The organism is Bradyrhizobium lablabi (assembly GCF_001440475.1).
In the GTDB taxonomy this organism is placed as follows: Bacteria; Pseudomonadota; Alphaproteobacteria; order Rhizobiales; family Xanthobacteraceae; genus Bradyrhizobium; species Bradyrhizobium lablabi.
The window spans coordinates 76,293-92,442 of record NZ_LLYB01000094.1 but is presented as its reverse complement, the minus strand read 5'-3'; the positions used below and the strand labels follow the sequence as shown (position 1 = coordinate 92,442).

The following is a 16,150-nucleotide window of genomic DNA, read 5'->3' as shown; positions in this document are numbered from 1 at the left end:
CGATGTTCGGCAATCTCGATTTCGACGTCATCCGCCGCTCGCTGCCCTACCTGTTCCTCGACGGCATGAGTTTTACGCTGATGCTGACCGGGCTGTCGGCGCTGGGCGGCCTGGTCTTCGGCACGCTGATCGCGCTGATGCGGCTGTCGAGCTACAAGCTGCTCGGCCGCATCGCCGGGCTTTATGTCGACTTCATGCGCTCGCTGCCGCTGGTGCTTGTGATCTTCTGGTTCTATTTCCTGGTGCCTTATATCGGCCAGTGGCTGACGGGGGCGTCGCGGCCGATCCGTGTCGGCGCGTTCACTTCGTCGCTCGTCACCTTCATCATGTTCGAGGCGGCGTATTTCTCCGAGATCATGCGCGCCGGCATTCAGTCGATCTCCAGGGGGCAGCCGGCGGCAGCCAGCGCACTCGGCCTGACCTACGCGCAGTCCATGCGCTACATCGTGCTGCCGCAGGCGTTCCGCAACATGCTGCCGGTGCTGCTGACGCAGACCATCGTGCTGTTCCAGGACACTTCGCTGGTCTACGTGCTGTCGATCCCGGACTTCCTCGGCGCGGCCAGCAAGGTGGCGCAGCGCGACGGCCGGCTGGTCGAGATGTATCTGTTCGCGGCCGCGGTCTATTTCGTGATTTCCTGTCTCGCGTCCTGGGGCGTCCGGCGCCTGCAGGCACGCATTGCTATTGTTCGGTGAGAGCCAATGATCGAAATCAGCCACGTCAATAAATGGTACGGGCCGAGCTTCCAGGTGCTGAAGGATTGTACCACCAGCGTCGCCAAGGGCGAGGTGGTGGTGGTCTGCGGCCCGTCGGGTTCGGGCAAGTCGACGCTGATCAAATGCGTCAACGCGCTGGAGCCGTTCCAGGAGGGCCAGATCATCCTTGACGGCGTCAAGGTGAATGATCCCAAGACCGACCTGCCGAAACTGCGCGCGCGCGTCGGCATGGTGTTCCAGCACTTTGAATTGTTTCCGCATCTGCGCATCATCGAGAACCTGTGCCTGGCGCAGGAGAAGGTGCTGGGCCGTTCGCATGACGAGGCGGTGGCCAAGGGCGACAAGCTGCTCGAGCGCGTCGGGCTGAAGGCGCACGCCAACAAATATCCGGCCGAACTCTCCGGCGGCCAGCAGCAGCGCGTGGCGATTGCGCGCGCGCTCGCCATGGACCCGATTGCGATGCTGTTCGACGAGCCGACCTCGGCGCTCGATCCCGAAATGATCAGCGAAGTGCTCGACGTCATGGTCGATCTCGCCCATGAGGGCATGACCATGATGGTCGTCACCCACGAAATGGGCTTTGCCAGCAAGGTCGCGCATCGCGTGATCTTCATGGACAAGGGCGAGATCGTCGAGGACGCGCAGAAGACCGATTTCTTCGGCAGTCCGCGCAGCGAACGCGCGCAGAAGTTCTTGTCGAAGATTCTGTCGCATTAGATTCGCTGGCCTGTCCCCGTCATTGCGAGCGAAGCGAAGCAATCCATGGTGCCGCAAGTGGAGGAATGGATTGCTTCGTCGCTTCGCTCCTCGCAATGACGGTTAGCTATAACTTCCGCCACGGCGGCATCGCTACGAGGAGATTCTACTTTGGAACAGATCGCTTACGTCAACGGCTCTTTCGTCCCCCTTTCAGAGGCGAAGGTCTCGATCCTCGACCGCGGATTCCTGTTTGCCGACGGCATCTATGAAGTCGCCGCCGTGCTCGACGGCAAGCTGATCGACAATGCCTCGCACCTGGCGCGGCTGGAGCGCTCGGTCGGCGAGATCCAGCTGGCGCTCCCCGAGACGATAGCGCGCATCCAGGAGATCCAGCAGGAGCTGGTCAAGCGCAACAATCTCGTCAACGGCATGGTCTATCTCGAAGTGACGCGCGGCGCCGATACCGGGCGTGATTTTGCGTTCCCCAAGGACGTCAAGCCGACCCTGATCATGTTCACTTCAACCAAGGACATCGTCAACGCGCCCTCGGCCAAGACCGGCATCAACGTGATCACGGTGCCCGACCTGCGTTGGACCCGCCGCGACATCAAGAGCGTGGCGCTGCTGGCGCAGGTGCTGGCCAAGCAGGCGGCGGCTGCGGCCGGTGCAGGCGAGGCCTGGATGATCGAGGACGGGAAGGTGACCGAGGGCGGCTCGTCCTCCTGCTTCATCCTCACGCAGGACGACGTGATCGTGACGCGGCAGAACGGCAGCGAGATCCTGCCCGGCTGTACCCGCAAGGCTGTGGTTGCGCTGGCGGAAGAGCGCCAGCTTCGCGTCGAGGAACGTGCGTTTTCCGTCGAGGAGGCGCTGGCCGCCAAGGAAGCCTTCATCACCAGCGCCAGCCTGTTCGTGCAGGCGGTGGTGTCGATCGACGGCAAGAAGGTGGCCGACGGCAAGCCCGGCCCGATGACCAACCGGCTCCGCGAGATCTATGTGGAGTTCGCCAAGGCGACGGCGGTTTAGCGCCTAATGTCGTCGCCCGCCTTGTGCGGAATTGCGCACAGGGGCGGGCGACCCAGTATTCCAGAGATGTCGCGCTTAAGCCGAGAAGCCGCGGCGTACTGGGTGCCCCGCTTGAAGCGGGGCATGACAGCGGAGTGTGTGGTGCGCGTGGTTCCCCACCACACCACCCCTCACTTCTTCCCGAACGTCGTCAGTTGCGCCCCATCATCGGCGACGAAAATCGCGAGCAGGCTTGCCGGCTCCGTCGTGCTGGCATTCTCGCTGACGAGATGCTCGCTGCCGGGCGGCTCGAAGAAAGCCTCGCCGGCCTTGTAGACCTTGGCCGGTCCGGTCGCCGAATTCTCCGAACGGATGCTGCCCGTCAGCACATAGGCCATCACGCTGCCGGCGTGATGATGACCGGCCGACTTGCCGCCGGGCGCGTAGTTCACCAGCACGGTAGTCAGGCTCTTGCCGGGAACGTTCGGCAGCTTTTCCGAACGCACGGGCGTCACCTTGTCGCCCTCGGCATGTGCGGCCGGCACGGTGCCCGTGACGAGTGCAAGCAGGGCGATTGCCGTCATGCCGCAAATCGATCGTGTCATGTCAGCCTCCTCGCTCTACGCCACCGCTGCCTTTGCCTTCACCGGGTGAACGGCGCGGAAGGAAATCGCGATCCTGTTCCAGGCATTGATGGCCCCGATCAGCACGGTCAGGTTGACCATCTCCGTCTCGGAGAAATGGGCGCGGAGCTCTTCATAGAGGTCGTCGGGGGCGTGCGTCTCGGCAATCAGCGTCAACGCGTCGGTCCATGCCAGCGCGGCGCGTTCGCGGTCGGTATAGAGCGGCGACTCATGCCAGGCGCTCAGCAAATAGAGCCGCTGTTCGGTCTCGCCGAGCTTGCGGGCATCCTGGGTGTGCATGTTGATGCAATAGGCGCAGCCGTTGATCTGCGAGGCGCGTGTCTTCACCAGTTCGATCAGCGACTTTTCGAGCCCTGAGGCGACGATCTGGGCTTCCACCGCGACGAGCGCTTTGATGGTGTCGGGCGCGGCCTGGTAATAGTTCATCCGGGGCTTCATGCACGTTCTCCTCTCTGGACGCTTTCAATTTGAACGATTGCCCAAGTCTATCCCGATCGGGACGATAGTCACGGTCTGGATCGATGCCGTCGGATACAATAAAGTGATCTGAAGAAAAGCAGGGGAGGCGACGGATGTTTGCGCGCGAGCGGGTGTCGGCGGGAAGCCGTGCGATGCCACTGACTGCGGTCGATCGATGCCGCATTGCCTTCCTGTTCGCGCTCGCCGCGCTATTGCTGCCGCTGCTCAGCCATACGGCTTTCGCGGCCTATCCGGAGCGCGTCATCAAGGTCATCGTGCCCTTTGCGCCGGGCGGCGGCACCGACGCCATCGCGCGCGTGCTGGCGCAGGAGATGGCAAAGGATCTCGGCGCCAGCATCATCATCGAGAACAAGCCGGGCGCTGGCACCATCATCGGCGCACAGGCGGTCGCTTCTGCTGAAGGCGACGGCTACACGCTGCTGATGGGATCATTTGCCCATGCGGTCAACCCGAGCCTTTACGCCAAACTGCCCTTCGATCCGAACAAGGACTTTGCGCCGGTCGCGTTCATCGCGCGTTCCCCCAACATCGTTGTCGTCAATCCGAAGTCATCATTTCGTTCCATCGCCGATCTGACCGCGGCGGCAAAGGCCGAGCCGGACAAGATCTCGTATGGCACGTTCGGCACCGGTACCTCGGCGCATCTTGCCGGTGAAATGTTCAAGCGCATGGCCGGCGTCAACATGACGATGGTGCCCTACAAGGGCTCCGCGCCGGCCATCACCGATCTGATCGGCGGGCAGACCCAGGTAATGTTCACGACGGTGGCAAGCGCCGCATCCCTGATCGAGGGTGGCCAGTTGCGCGCGCTGGCGGTGACATCAGCAGAACGTTCGCCCGCCTTTCCACAATTGCCGACGGTCGCCGAGACCGGTCTTGCCGGCTTTGAGGCGGAAACCTGGTACGGCCTGTTTGCTCCGGCGAAAACGCCGCCCGACATCATCGATCGTCTCAACAGGTCGGCGGCGAAAGCCGTGCAGGCCGACGCCTTCAAAAAACTCAGCGTCAACGAAGGCCTCGTCCTGATCGCCGCGCCGCCGGAGGAGTTCGGCCGCTACTACCGCAGCGAAGTGGAACGCTGGCGCAAGGTGATCGAGGAAGCGGGCATCAAGGCCGAGTAAGGCGACAGGACGGCGCGAAGTCGGTTCCCCCGGCCGCGGTTCCCCGCTAGGATGCTCCGCATGTATGTGAGCGCTTCCGAGAGCCGGGTGCTGGCGCGCATTTTCGGGCTGTTGTCCGAGGACCTCAGCGAACACGACGTGCGCGAGGCGGTCGGCCATCACCTGCTGGAATTGCTGGAAGCCGATCACTACGCCTCGTTCGTCTGGCAGGATGCGACCGGCCGTTTCGAAAAGGCCGTGTACCTGAACATGGACCCGGCCAATATCGCGGCCTACGACCGCTACTACCAGCAGCACGATCCGATCACGTTGAAGCTGCAGGCACGCCGCGAGGCGACGCTGGTCACCCAGGTGATGCCGCAACGCGATCTGATGCGAACTGAGTTCTTCAACGATTTTCTCGCCCGTGACGGACTGCACTGGGGCGTCAATGCCTATAGTTTCGCCGGCGGCCGCAACATCGGCGACGTCAGGATCTGGCGCGGCCGGGGCCGCGATAATTTCGACGGCCATACGCTGGAGCTGTTGCGGCTGATCGAGCCGGCCTTCACGGGAGCGCTGGTCCGCGCCGCCGGCGGGGCGGCGGCCGTCGCGGCGGACGGTTCACCGATCCTGAAACTCTCGGTGCGCGAGTTCGAGATCGCGCGGATGATATCGGACGATCTCAGCGACAAGGAGATCGCGCGCCGGCTGCAGGTCGAGGTCTCGACTGTCCGCACCCATATCGAGCGCATCTTCGCCAAGCTCGGCGTCCGCCGCCGCAGCGGCATCGCCAGCCTGTTTGCACGGCATTAGCCGCGCGAGCCTTGCTAGCGCGATGGCGGCGGTAGCCGGCCGAACAGCTTTTCCATCGCCATGCCGACCGCAAGCAACTTGCGATCGCTCCCTGCGGGGCCATCGAGCTCGAGCCCGACGGGCAGTTTGCTCGATGCACCCAGCGCAATGGGAAACTGGATGCCGGGAAGGCCGGCATTGCTGCCGGGATCGGTGTTCTGGATGAACAGCATGAAGTTGGCGATGCTCGACGAGTCCGGATTGGAGGCGATCGCTACCTTCGGCACGGTCGGGAAGGCGATGGCGTCGAGCTTGTTCTTCGCAAATGTATCGCGATAGAGCGCCTGCAGCGCAGGCCGGGCGGTCTTCATCGCGGCATCATAGGCCGGCTTGGCATCGGAGACCGTGTTGTTCGGTCCTGGCAGCTTGCGCGGAATCACCAGCCCGTCATAGGTGCCTTTCACGTCGGGGCTCGCGATTTCCTTGGCGAGATTGTCGATGCTGACGCCAGAGCCGCTGTTCTTGAGATAGGCGACCATGTCGTCATAGGCCTCGTAAAGTGCGAGCGGAAATCCGACCTGGCCGTTGAGCTCGGCAAGCTTCGGCATCTCGATATCGACCACCGTCACGCCGCTCGCCTTGAGTTTTTCCAGCGCAGCCTTGAATGCGGCTTCGGTATCGGCGTCCAGATTGGCCAGCATCGACTTGTCGACGCCGATGCGCACCTGCTTCAATTCGGCGGGCGCGATCGCGCCGCCGCCGGCGATGACGCGATCGAGGATCGTCACGTCGGCCATCGTCGACGCCATTGGGCCGGCAGTGTCGCGGGTGTGGGAGATAGGCGCGATGCCGGTTTGCGGATAACGGCCGACCGTCGGACGCAGCGCCGCGCAGCCGTTCAGCGCGCAGGGGACCCTGACCGAGCCGCCGGTGTCGGTGCCAAGGCCCGCGGTGACGATCCGCGCGCCGACCGCGGCGCCCGTTCCGGATGATGAGCCACCGGCAATCTTTGTCGCGTCATAGGCGCTGCGCACCCCCGACTCCGCACTCGTCTTGAACGCCGCGTTGTAGCCGGAGATGCCGAAGGCGAGCTCATGCATGTTGGTCTTGCCGATGATGATGGCGCCCGCCGCGCGCAGCTTTGCGGCCACCGGCGCATCCTTCTTCGGCACGAAATTTTTCAGCGCCGGCGTTCCGGCTGTGCTGGGGAGACCGGCCACCTCGATATTGTCCTTGATGACGATGGGCACGCCGCCGAGCGGCTTGCACGAGCCTTTCTTGCGGCTGGCGTCAAAGGCTTCGGCGGCCTTCATCGCGCCGGCCTCGTCGAGGGTGATGAAGGCGTTGAGATCGGTCTTCGCCCTGGCGCGGGCCAGCGCGGCTGCGGTCAGCGCCTTGCTGGTGGTCTTGCCGGCGCAGAGATCGGCGGCCGCTTGCGTTGCGGTGAGCTGATCCAGATTGATTGCGGGTTGGGCGGTCGCCGGCAATGCCGCGGCAAGGGCGAAGCCGGCAAGGGCCGAGCCGAGCAGGACGGAACTCCGAGCCATGATGATCCTCCGTGCGAATAGGTACCCGTTCGGACGAACTTTAGCCGCTGCTGCTTCTGGCGCCTGTCCTCATTTCTGAGGACTCGGTCTCCCCGTCACTGCGAGCGAAGCGAAGCAATCCAGATCTCGACGTGGGGATAGATGGATTGCTTCGCTGCGCTCGCAATGATGGGTGGACATAGTTTCACCGTCTCTCGGGATGATGGTCGAAGCGCCTCAAACCTTCTCCTTCACAAACCTGTTCCGCAACGTCCCGATCCCGGTGATGTCGATCTCGACCACGTCGCCGGCCTTCAAGTTAGGCGAGGCGCCGTCGGTGCCCATCCAGATCACGTCGCCCGGCGACAGCGTGAAGTATTTGGAGAGTTCGACGAGGAAGGGAACGACCCCGAAAATCATGTCATTGGTGCGGAAGCGGCCGGTCTCCTTGCCGCTGACCCGGATGACCGTCTCCATCTTGTCGAGGTCGACATCGGTCTCGATCCACGGCCCCATCGGCTTGAAGGTATCGGCGTTCTTGGAACGCCACAGGCTGCGGTCGGCCTTCTGCCAGGTGCGCTCGCTGACATCGTTGCCGATGGTGTAGCCGAACACGCAATCCATCGCATTGGACTCGGTGAGGTGTTTTGCCTTCTTGCCGATGACGACGACGAGTTCGCCCTCGTAGTGAATCTTCTCGGTCGCGCTCGCCGGGATCACCACATCCTCGTCATGGGCGATCAGCGCGTTCTGCGCGCGGTAGCCGATCTCGGGCCTGTCAGGCACGTTCGGCACCGTGCCGGCCTTGTCGGCGGCTTCCTTGAGATGCTTGAGGTAGTTCAACCCGACGCAATAGAACGTGCGCGGGATCAGCGGCAGCTCGATCTTGACGTCTTTCAGTGAGTGCGACTGCGCCTCCCGCTGCCATTCGCCGAACGGATCGCCATTGACGGCGGTCACCTTGTCGCCCTCGACGATTCCCCAGGATGTCTTGCCGGCGGCGGTGAATTTGAGCCAACGCATGGTTCTTCCTTTTCTTATTCGGCCGCGGCCCGCGGACTGGTTTTCCAGGCACCCGCAACAGGACGCTTCAGGCCGAGATTTTCGCGCAACGTCTTGCCGGCGTAATCCTTGTGAAACAGGCCGCGGCGCTGCAGTTCTGGCACGACGTGCTTGACGAAATCGGCGTAGGAGCCGGGCACGATGGTGGCCGCGATGACAAAGCCGTCGCAGCCGCGCTCGACGAACATCTCCTCCAGCCTGTCCGCGATCTCCTTCGGGCCGCCGACGATGGCGTCCTGCACCTGGCCGCGGCCGGAGAAGGTGACGAAGTCGCGCGCGCTGGGATTGGTCTTGCCTGAGTTCTTGAGCACACCGTCGCGAATGCCCAAAATGCCCTGCATGCTCCTGAGCTCTTCCGTGGTCAGCGGCTCGTCGAGCGGTTTGGACGCAAAATCGTAGTTCAGTGCTTCCGCCAGCAGCGACAGCGCATCGATTTCCAGCGGCAGCTTGTTGATGACGGCCATCTTGTCCTCAGCCTCGGCCTTGGTCGCGCCGCAGACCGGCGTGGTGAGGTTGCAGAGGAACATCTGGTCGGGATCGCGGCCGGCTTTCGCGGCTTCGTTGCGGACCGCCGCATAGCCTTCCTTGGCGGCGACCACGTTGCGTGCTGCCGTGAAGATCACCTCGCCCCATCGCCCCGCAAAGCGCTGGCCGCGACCGGATGCGCCGGCCTGGATGATGACCGGGTGGCCCTGCGCCGAACGGGGCACGGTGAACGGCCCGCGCGACTTGAAGAATTGTCCCTTGTGGTCGAGCCGCTTCACCTTGGCCGGATCCGCGAAGCGGCCGCTCTTCTTGTCGGTGATCAGCGAGCCGTCTTCCCAGGTGTCCCAATGGCCGAGCACGACTTCCATGAATTCGTCGGCGCGGTCGTAGCGGAAGTCATGTTCGAGATGGGCGTCCTTGCCCATGTTCTGGGCCTCGCCGTCATTGAGCGAGGTGACGACGTTCCACCCCGCGCGTCCCCCCGACATCAAATCGAGGGTGGCAAAGCGGCGCGCGACGTCGAACGGCTCGTAATAGGTGGTCGAGCAGGTCGATCCCAGTCCGAGCTTCTCGGTGACCATGCCCATCGTGGTAAGCACGATCAGCGGGTCCATCTTCACGCAGCGGATGCCGTATTCGACGGTGTGGGCGTGATCGTTGCCGTAGCGGTCCGGCATCGCCAGCCGGTCGTCGAAGAACGCCATGTGGAATTTGCCGGCTTCGAGAATTCGGGCGATTTCCTGGTAGTAATCGGCCGACATCGAATCGTCGCGCGATTCCGGGTGGCGCCACGAACTCGGCAGGTTGGTGCAGTTCTGCGCCTGCAAAAATCCCACCAGCGCCATTTGCCGTGTCATGCCGTTCTCCTTGCGCGCGTGGGATTGGATTTCATTTCAGGTCGAGTTCGGCGGCGAGCTTGTAATCGGTGGCGAGCGCCTTCAATTTTTCCCAGGTGGCGTCCTCGACCTCGATACCGTCGCGTCGGCGTTGTTGCTCACGGATATGCTCGATCTCGCCGGGATAGAACACGCCGGGCGAGCCTTCCGACGGCGGGGTTGATTTGAGATAGCGCGCGAATTCGCCGACCTCTTTCTCGAAATCCCTCAGCGGACGGAACGCCGCGACATTGAACACCGCCATAAAACATCCGTCATTGTGCCGGCCGGTCGGCTCGACGCCAAAACCCAGGCCCGTGAGCAGGCCGCACAGCACCTCCACCATCGCGGCCAGCCCGCTTCCCTTGTAGCCCTCGCTGCCGCCGAGCGGCAGCAGCGCGCCGCCCTTGCGATATTGCGAGGGATCGGTGGTGTGCCGTCCCTCGGCGTCGATGATCCAGCCTTGCGGAATCTGTTCGCCGCGTGCGAGCGACAGCGCGACCTTGCCGGCCGCGACCGCTGACGTCGCCATGTCCAGATAGAACGGCGCCTCGAGATCGGACGGCACCGCAATCGAGATCGGATTGGTACCGAGCCTTGCCTCACGTCCGCCGAACGGCGCGACATGTTTTGGCGAGCGGCCGGAATCGGCGGCCGCAATGCCGATCATGCCGGCCCGCATCGCCATCAGCGGATAGGCGGCGAGCCGCCCGACATGGCTCTGGCGGAACACGGTGCAGGCGGCGACGTTGGCGGTCTTCGCCTTCTCGATCGTCAGCGCCATCGCCTTGGCGTTGACATGAAAGCCGAAGCCCCAATGGCCGTCGATCACGGTCGTAGTCGGCGATTCCTGGACGATGGTCCATTTGGCGCCGGGCACGATATGGCCCGCCTTGATGCGGTCGATATAGGTCGGGATCGCGATCACGCCGTGCGAGTCGTGGCCGGCGAGGTTGGCGTTGACGCAGCCGACAGCAACCGCATCGGCTTCCTCCTGCGACGCACCGGCGGCCCTGAGCAGCGCCGCGCCGATGCGCGTGAGACGGTCGGCCTGGACCCTCGGCATGGCAATTTCCTCTTACTTTTAACGCCCGCGCGGGTGGCGGGTCTTGCTTGGTGCCGGCATGCTCTCAAAGCGACGGCGGCAGGGCAAGGGTGGAAATATCCTGTTAGCCATGCTGCGGACACGGCTCTCGCCTGCCGGGGATTTCCATCAGAGGAAAATTCGGCCCATGCGGACCGGCGATATGGCTGACAAATCGTGAAAGTACCGTAGTTCTCCTGAGCGACGCCAATTGCCGTTGGTCTGACATTTACTCTGATTGGCAACGGCATGCCGCCAATAACGAGCATTTAGGCCTGCTGCACGCATAAAATCCGCGGGGGCAGCCCGGCGCTGCCGGCAGGAGCTTGGGGACGGTGAATACCGATATCGCGCGTACGCTCGCGGCCTTGAATGCGACCAACGAAGCGATTCTGTACGCCAAATCGCCCGAAGAACTGTACGCGAAGGTCTGCGAAGCCGCGTTCTCGGTCGGCGACTTCCTGGCCGTGGCGGTCTTCCTGCTGGAACCTGAAACCAATCTTCTGCGCTTCGCCGCCGGTTGCGGCGATGACGTGCCCCGCCTGCGCAGCATCGATATTTCGATTGTGGCTGGTACGCCCGAGGGATCCGGGGTTTCCGGGCCCGCCTTTCGCGACCGGCGCGTATGCGTCAGCAATGATTTCCTCAACGACCAGCGCTCGCTGGCCTGGCGCGAGGGCGCCAAGGCCAACCAGGTCGGCGCGGCCGCCGCCCTGCCGCTGCTCTGCAATGGCGAGAGCGTCGGCGTGCTGCTGGTTTCGCGGCGCGAGGTGCACTCGATCGACGGCCAGCTCGTCGCGATGCTGGAGCGCGTGTCGGCCAACATTTCGTTCGCGCTCGACAATTTCGACCATGAGGCCGCGCGCAAAAACGGCGAACGCACCACGCGCCGCTTGAACCGGATGTTCGGCGCCATCAGCGCGACCAACGAAGCCATTCTTCGCGCCAAGACCGAGCAGGAACTCTACCAGCGCGTCTGCGATGCTGCGGTATACAGCGGAAAGTCCGCCGCCACGGTGGTGCTGCTGGCACAACCGGACTCGGTCTGGCTGAAGCCGGTTGCCGGCACCGGCGAAATCGTCGAACAGATCATGCGCGCGCCGTTCTCGATCGACGCGGGCAACCCGTATGGAACGGGCGTCTGCGGCAAGGCCTTCCGAACGCAGCAGCCGTCCGTCAACAACGACATTCTCAACTCGACGCAGGGGCAGCCCTGGCATCAGGCCGCGCGCGAGACAGGCGTCACCGCCTGCGTCGCTGTTCCCCTGATCAAGGCCGATGAGAGCATCGGCGTATTGCTGTTCTTTGTCGGAAAGTTGTGGGCGGAGGACGAAGAGATCGTCGCGCTGATGGCGCGGATCGCGGAGAACGTCTCGTTCGCGCTGGACAATTTCGAGCGGACCAACGAAAAGGCGAGGGCCGACGCGCAAAAGGAACGGCTGGCGCGCATGCTGTCGGCGCTCAGCGCCACCAACGAAGCGATCGTTCGCGCGACGTCGCGGACGGAGCTGTTCGAGCTGGTATGCGAAGCCGCCGCGAAAGGCGGACGGTTCAACTCGACCAGCATTCTGCTGGCCCGTTCGGATAGCGACTATACCGACATGGTCGCCGTGGCGGGACCGACCGCCGCCAACATGCGCCGGGTGAAGGTTTCGACCAACGCGGATCATCCGGAAGGGCGCGGACTGTGCGGCAACGCCTTCCGTTCCCGCCAGGCCTGCATCGCCAACGATTTGCGTACCGATCCTCGCGGGTCGGCCTTTCACCAATTCATTCACAGCGACGGCGCCATGTCGGGCGCGGCATTCCCGTTGATGGTTTCCGGTCAGCCGGTCGGAGTGATGTTCTTCATCTCCTCCGAGAAGAACACGTTCACGCCCGAATTCGCCGAACTGTTGCAACGGCTCACCGACAACGTGTCGTTCGCGATCGGAAATTTCGACAGGGCCGACGAGAAGGCGAGGACCGAAAGCCAGAAAGAGCGCCTGACGCGGATGTTCGCCTCGCTGAGCGCAACCAACGAAGCCATCATGCGGGCCAAGTCCCGCAAGGAGCTGTTCGATCTGGTGTGCGAAGCCGCGGCGGGCGGCGGCAGGTTTACATCGACCACCATCGCATTGGCCGATTCCGGCAGCGACCTTCTCAGAATCGTCGCTGCCTCGGGCCCGGCGGCCGAAACGACACGGCATGTCAGGCTGTCTATCGATGAAAACCGTCCCGAGGGCCGTGGGCTCAGCGGGACAGCATTCCGAACCAGGCGGCCATGCATCACCAATGATTACGTAACCGATCAGCGCGTCGCCGCGTTCCAGGCCATCGTCGGCACCTATGGCGCTCAGTCAGGCGCCGCCTTCCCCCTGCTGGTTCGCGGCGAGCCGGTCGGCGTCATGATTTACATGTCCCTGGACAAGGACACTTTCACCCCGGAATTTACTGAGCTGCTGCAGCGGCTAGCCGACAATGTGTCGTTCGCGCTGGAGAATTTCGACCGCGCCGACGACAAGGCGAGGACCGAAGTCCAGAAGGAACGCCTGACGCGCATGCTGGCGGCGCTGAGCGCAACCAACGAGGCGATCATCCGTGCGTCATCCCGGACGGAGCTGTTCGGACTGGTGTGCGAAGCGGCGGCACACGGCGGCAAGTTTACTCTGACCTCCATCGCGCTGACAAAACCCGACAGCGAATATCTCGACGTCGTGGCCGCTGCCGGTCCGACCGCCTCCAGCGCGCGCCAGGCGACGATATCGACCAGCGAGGCGCGCCCGGAGGGACGCGGGCTCTGTGGTTCGGCGATACGTTCACGCCGGGCCTGCATTATCAACGACTACCTTGCTGACTCGCGCGCCGCGGCGTTTCACGGCACCGCGCGCAGTGACGGCACGAATTCCGGCGCCTCATTTCCCCTGCTGGTGCGAGGGCAGGTCGTCGGCGTGATGTCTTTCATGTCGATGGAAAAGGATACGTTCACATCAGAGTTTGCGGAGCTATTGCAGCGGCTCACCGACAATGTGTCGTTCGCGCTGGAGAATTTCGATCGCGCCGATGAAAAGACCCGCGCCGACGAGCGGATCGAGTATCTGGCGTCGCATGACAGCCTGACCAATCTGCCGAACCGCGAAATGTTCAACGGCATGCTCCGCGCCGCGATCGATGCCGCCGCGCGTTACCAGCGGCAGTTTGCGCTGCTGTTCATCGATCTCGACAGGTTCAAGGTCATCAACGATTCGCTGGGCCACGACGCCGGCGACATGCTGCTGGTGGAGATCGGCGGCAGGCTGCGCCGCGCGCTGCGTTCGAGCGATGTGGTGGCGCGGCTCGGCGGCGACGAGTTCGTGGTCATCCTGGAGGAGACGGCCGAGCGGGACGAGGTCGAGCGCATTGCCGTCGAGCTTCTTGCCGTGCTCAGCCAGCCGCTGCAGCTCAGCGGCCACGAATGCCACACCACGGCCTCGATCGGGATCGCGATGTACCCGTCCGACGGCACCGATATCCAGACGTTGACCAAGAACGCCGACATGGCGATGTACCTCGCCAAGGAGGACGGCAAGAACGGCTTCCGCTTCTTCACCAAGGAGATCAAGACGCAATCGATCGAGCGGCTGACGCTGGAGAGCGCCTTGCGCCGCGCCCTGGAACGCGACCAGTTCTCGTTGCACTATCAGCCCAAGATCGACATGGCGAGCGGCCAGATCACCGGCGTGGAGGCGCTCTTGCGCTGGGATCATCCCGAACTCGGCACCGTCTCGCCGGGCCAATTCATTCCGCTGGCCGAGGAAACCGGACTGATCGTCCCGATCGGCCGCTGGGTGCTCAATGAAGCCTGCGCGCAGAACATGGCCTGGCAGCGCCGCGGCTTGCGACCGGTGACGATGGCGGTCAACCTGTCGCCGCGGCAATTCGCCGATTCCCACCTGTTGCACGACGTCGACGAGGCGCTCTTGGCAAGCGGCATGTCGCCGGTGCTGCTGCAGCTCGAAGTCACCGAGAGCATGGTGATGCGCAACGTCTCGCGCGCGATCAAGGTGCTCGATGCGATCCAGAGCCGCGGCATTCGCTTGGCGATCGACGATTTCGGCACCGGCTATTCCTCGATGTCGCTGATGAAGCAGTTTCCGATCGATACGATCAAGATCGATCGTTCTTTCGTTCGCGACCTGCCGGTCGATTCCGAAGACCAGGCCATTGCGCAGGCGATCATCAGCATGGGCAAGGCGCTCGGCATGACCGTCATTGCCGAGGGTGTCGAGACCGTGGAGCAGGAGGCCTTCCTGCGCAGCCACGCCTGCGACGAAATGCAGGGTTTTCTGTTCTCCAAGCCGCTGCCCGCCAAGCAGATGGCCGATCTGCTTCGCTCCGAGCCGCGGCTCGCCTCGCCGCCGCTGCAACCGGAAGCAGGCTCAGGGCTGGAAGGCGCTGTCGTCTGACGGCTGCGGGTGCAGCTCGCGCACGACCTTTGCGTCGGGAGCTTCAGCCATGCGGGGAAAGTCGTACGGCCAGGGCAGGGACGTCTGCCCCGCGAACGCCTGGAGAAAGATTTCAGCGGCGGCCGCATACGTCGCCCGATCGGGCAGGCCAAGTTCAGCGCACCATTCGGCGGGTAAGGATTGTGGTGCGTCGCGCAGCTCGATCGCGGGCCCCCACCACCACGCCGGGGCGGGCGACCGCTCCGCTTCGGGAACAGCCCGCCACCGTGCGTATTCGCCGATCATGCGTTCGAATTGCAGTCGCCCCGCCGGATGCATTCTATCTCCTGACAGTGGATGATAGCCGTATCCTCACGCCATGCAAATGCGCGTCAGCCGGTTACTGCCGGCCATGCTGCCAGTGCGAAGTCACGTCCGCGCCCGATTTGTTGAGGTGGACATGCTGATCGACATGGTCGACCCATGACACCGGAATGAAGTGGTGATGCTGTCCGTCGGGCGAGCTCTGCTTGGTCAGTTTGATCTTGTCGGTTCCTTCCATGTGGTCGACCTTGCCGACCGTCTTCTTATCCGACGAGATGACGTCCATGTGTTCCTTGATCTGTTCGGTAACAGCCATGTTTCATATCCGTAAGATGGTTGGGGTTATGAAACGCGCCGTCGCCCAAATGGTTGCTGCGGTTACTTCTCCTCCGCCGCCGTCGAGGTCGCTGGGCCTTCGCCCATGATCAGCAGCACCGCGTCCTCATCCTTGGCGCCGTCCCAGTGCACCTGCTTGCCGAAATGCGTGACGAAACTGCCGGCCGGCATCGGCGTCGAGTTGGCCGGATCGAATTTCGGCCCCGAGCCGACCCACCACGTGCCCTGCAGCACCACGATGTAGCGATCGTTGGGATGGAAATGCGGGCGGCTGAAATGGTTGCCCTTGGTCCACTTGTTGTAGACCATGTAGAAGCCGGGTTTTGAGGGATCGCCGACCACGACGGCGCTTTGTGCGCCGGCCGGGTTGACCGGGCCCCAGGGGATCTGGTCCGGCAGCTTGTAGATGACCGCGGCCGGATTGAGTTCCGCAGCCGCGCCGATGCCCGTCATCGCGGTCAACGCCAGCAGCGTCGTAAGGTATCGCCAGGGCCGCCTTGCCAGCTTTATGGATTCCTCCCTTGCTCGGCACAATCAGAACTGCCTGCCGCACGCTAGCCGGTCCGCTTCTTCGGACACAAGGCGCGCATCTGCATGCGTGGCCGGCGGCTTCCG

15 protein-coding genes are annotated in these 16,150 nt (G+C 63.5%); 6 read left to right on the top strand and 9 right to left on the bottom strand.

Annotated features, from left to right (window positions below; translation table 11 throughout):
- Window positions 1–2 precede the first annotated feature (2 nt).
- From CQ14_RS43930 to CQ14_RS27485, 3 genes are all read left to right on the top strand, one after another.
- Window positions 3–695 carry an amino acid ABC transporter permease gene (locus CQ14_RS43930; RefSeq protein ID WP_057860953.1) on the top strand — a complete coding sequence of 231 codons (693 nt, stop codon included), beginning with the start codon at window positions 3–5 and terminating at the stop codon, window positions 693–695.
- Between the two features lie 6 nt (window positions 696–701).
- Entirely contained in the window at window positions 702–1,433 is a 732-nt protein-coding gene (locus CQ14_RS43925; RefSeq protein ID WP_057860952.1) for an amino acid ABC transporter ATP-binding protein, read from the top strand.
- Between the two features lie 150 nt (window positions 1,434–1,583).
- Window positions 1,584–2,441, top strand: coding sequence for a D-amino-acid transaminase (locus tag CQ14_RS27485; RefSeq protein ID WP_057860951.1), 858 nt, complete (start codon window positions 1,584–1,586; stop codon window positions 2,439–2,441).
- 170 nt (window positions 2,442–2,611) lie between these two features.
- On the opposite strand, the gene CQ14_RS27480 is transcribed toward CQ14_RS27485, so the two are convergent.
- Together CQ14_RS27480 and CQ14_RS27475 are read right to left on the bottom strand one after the other, a co-directional pair.
- Entirely contained in the window at window positions 2,612–3,025 is a 414-nt protein-coding gene (locus tag CQ14_RS27480) for a cupin domain-containing protein (RefSeq protein ID WP_057860950.1), read from the bottom strand.
- A gap of 15 nt (window positions 3,026–3,040) precedes the next feature.
- Window positions 3,041–3,502 carry a carboxymuconolactone decarboxylase family protein gene (locus tag CQ14_RS27475; protein ID WP_057860949.1) on the bottom strand — a complete coding sequence of 154 codons (462 nt, stop codon included), beginning with the start codon at window positions 3,500–3,502 and terminating at the stop codon, window positions 3,041–3,043.
- A gap of 173 nt (window positions 3,503–3,675) precedes the next feature.
- Here CQ14_RS27475 and CQ14_RS27470 point away from each other — a divergent pair, with 173 nt between their 5' ends.
- Together CQ14_RS27470 and CQ14_RS46835 are read left to right on the top strand one after the other, a co-directional pair.
- The gene (locus CQ14_RS27470) at window positions 3,676–4,665 is read left to right on the top strand and encodes a tripartite tricarboxylate transporter substrate binding protein (protein ID WP_057861052.1); all 990 of its coding nucleotides are present in this window, start codon (window positions 3,676–3,678) and stop codon (window positions 4,663–4,665) included.
- Between the two features lie 60 nt (window positions 4,666–4,725).
- A complete protein-coding gene (locus CQ14_RS46835; protein ID WP_057861051.1) occupies window positions 4,726–5,460 on the top strand; it encodes a helix-turn-helix transcriptional regulator in 735 nt (244 codons plus the stop codon).
- Window positions 5,461–5,474: 14 nt separating this feature from the next.
- Here CQ14_RS46835 and iaaH read toward each other — a convergent pair whose 3' ends face one another.
- From iaaH to CQ14_RS27445, 4 genes are all read right to left on the bottom strand, one after another.
- Window positions 5,475–6,902 carry an indoleacetamide hydrolase gene (gene iaaH, locus CQ14_RS27460; RefSeq protein ID WP_057861050.1) on the bottom strand — a complete coding sequence of 476 codons (1,428 nt, stop codon included), beginning with the start codon at window positions 6,900–6,902 and terminating at the stop codon, window positions 5,475–5,477.
- 300 nt (window positions 6,903–7,202) lie between these two features.
- The gene (locus CQ14_RS27455) at window positions 7,203–7,988 is read right to left on the bottom strand and encodes a fumarylacetoacetate hydrolase family protein (protein ID WP_057860948.1); all 786 of its coding nucleotides are present in this window, start codon (window positions 7,986–7,988) and stop codon (window positions 7,203–7,205) included.
- A gap of 14 nt (window positions 7,989–8,002) precedes the next feature.
- On the bottom strand, window positions 8,003–9,370 hold the full coding sequence (locus tag CQ14_RS27450; protein ID WP_057860947.1) for an LLM class flavin-dependent oxidoreductase: 1,368 nt from the start codon (window positions 9,368–9,370) through the stop codon (window positions 8,003–8,005).
- Window positions 9,371–9,401: 31 nt separating this feature from the next.
- Window positions 9,402–10,454, bottom strand: a complete 1,053-nt coding sequence (locus CQ14_RS27445; RefSeq protein WP_057860946.1) for an Ldh family oxidoreductase — start codon at window positions 10,452–10,454, stop codon at window positions 9,402–9,404.
- Between the two features lie 353 nt (window positions 10,455–10,807).
- Between CQ14_RS27445 and CQ14_RS27440 the strand changes: the two genes are divergently transcribed.
- Complete coding sequence (locus tag CQ14_RS27440; protein ID WP_057861049.1) at window positions 10,808–14,896, top strand: sensor domain-containing phosphodiesterase; 4,089 nt, start codon at window positions 10,808–10,810, stop codon at window positions 14,894–14,896.
- Here CQ14_RS27440 and CQ14_RS27435 read toward each other — a convergent pair.
- The 3 genes from CQ14_RS27435 to CQ14_RS27425 form a co-directional block, all read right to left on the bottom strand.
- Window positions 14,870–15,214 (bottom strand): hypothetical protein, encoded by a 345-nt coding sequence (locus CQ14_RS27435; RefSeq protein ID WP_057860945.1) that lies wholly within the window; start codon window positions 15,212–15,214, stop codon window positions 14,870–14,872. The two genes, CQ14_RS27440 and CQ14_RS27435, sit on opposite strands and share 27 nt — an antisense overlap.
- A 61-nt stretch (window positions 15,215–15,275) precedes the next feature.
- A complete protein-coding gene (locus tag CQ14_RS27430) occupies window positions 15,276–15,515 on the bottom strand; it encodes a DUF2171 domain-containing protein (protein ID WP_057838047.1) in 240 nt (79 codons plus the stop codon).
- A gap of 62 nt (window positions 15,516–15,577) precedes the next feature.
- Window positions 15,578–15,988: a cupin domain-containing protein gene (locus CQ14_RS27425; protein ID WP_063800433.1), complete on the bottom strand. Its 411-nt coding sequence runs from the start codon at window positions 15,986–15,988 to the stop codon at window positions 15,578–15,580.
- Window positions 15,989–16,150 lie beyond the last annotated feature (162 nt).

Bases quoted from the DNA above. Each gene is read 5' to 3' on its own strand.
- CQ14_RS43930 (WP_057860953.1), top strand. From the start codon at position 3: ATGTTCGGCAATCTCGATTTCGACGTCATCCGCCGCTCGCTGCCCTAC.
- CQ14_RS43925 (WP_057860952.1), top strand. From the start codon at position 702: ATGATCGAAATCAGCCACGTCAATAAATGGTACGGGCCGAGCTTCCAG.
- CQ14_RS27480 (WP_057860950.1), bottom strand. From the start codon at position 3,025: ATGACACGATCGATTTGCGGCATGACGGCAATCGCCCTGCTTGCACTC.
- CQ14_RS27475 (WP_057860949.1), bottom strand. From the start codon at position 3,502: ATGAAGCCCCGGATGAACTATTACCAGGCCGCGCCCGACACCATCAAA.
- CQ14_RS27470 (WP_057861052.1), top strand. From the start codon at position 3,676: ATGCCACTGACTGCGGTCGATCGATGCCGCATTGCCTTCCTGTTCGCG.
- CQ14_RS46835 (WP_057861051.1), top strand. From the start codon at position 4,726: ATGTATGTGAGCGCTTCCGAGAGCCGGGTGCTGGCGCGCATTTTCGGG.
- CQ14_RS27455 (WP_057860948.1), bottom strand. From the start codon at position 7,988: ATGCGTTGGCTCAAATTCACCGCCGCCGGCAAGACATCCTGGGGAATC.
- CQ14_RS27450 (WP_057860947.1), bottom strand. From the start codon at position 9,370: ATGACACGGCAAATGGCGCTGGTGGGATTTTTGCAGGCGCAGAACTGC.
- CQ14_RS27445 (WP_057860946.1), bottom strand. From the start codon at position 10,454: ATGCCGAGGGTCCAGGCCGACCGTCTCACGCGCATCGGCGCGGCGCTG.
- CQ14_RS27435 (WP_057860945.1), bottom strand. From the start codon at position 15,214: ATGCATCCGGCGGGGCGACTGCAATTCGAACGCATGATCGGCGAATAC.
- CQ14_RS27430 (WP_057838047.1), bottom strand. From the start codon at position 15,515: ATGGCTGTTACCGAACAGATCAAGGAACACATGGACGTCATCTCGTCG.
- CQ14_RS27425 (WP_063800433.1), bottom strand. From the start codon at position 15,988: ATGACGGGCATCGGCGCGGCTGCGGAACTCAATCCGGCCGCGGTCATC.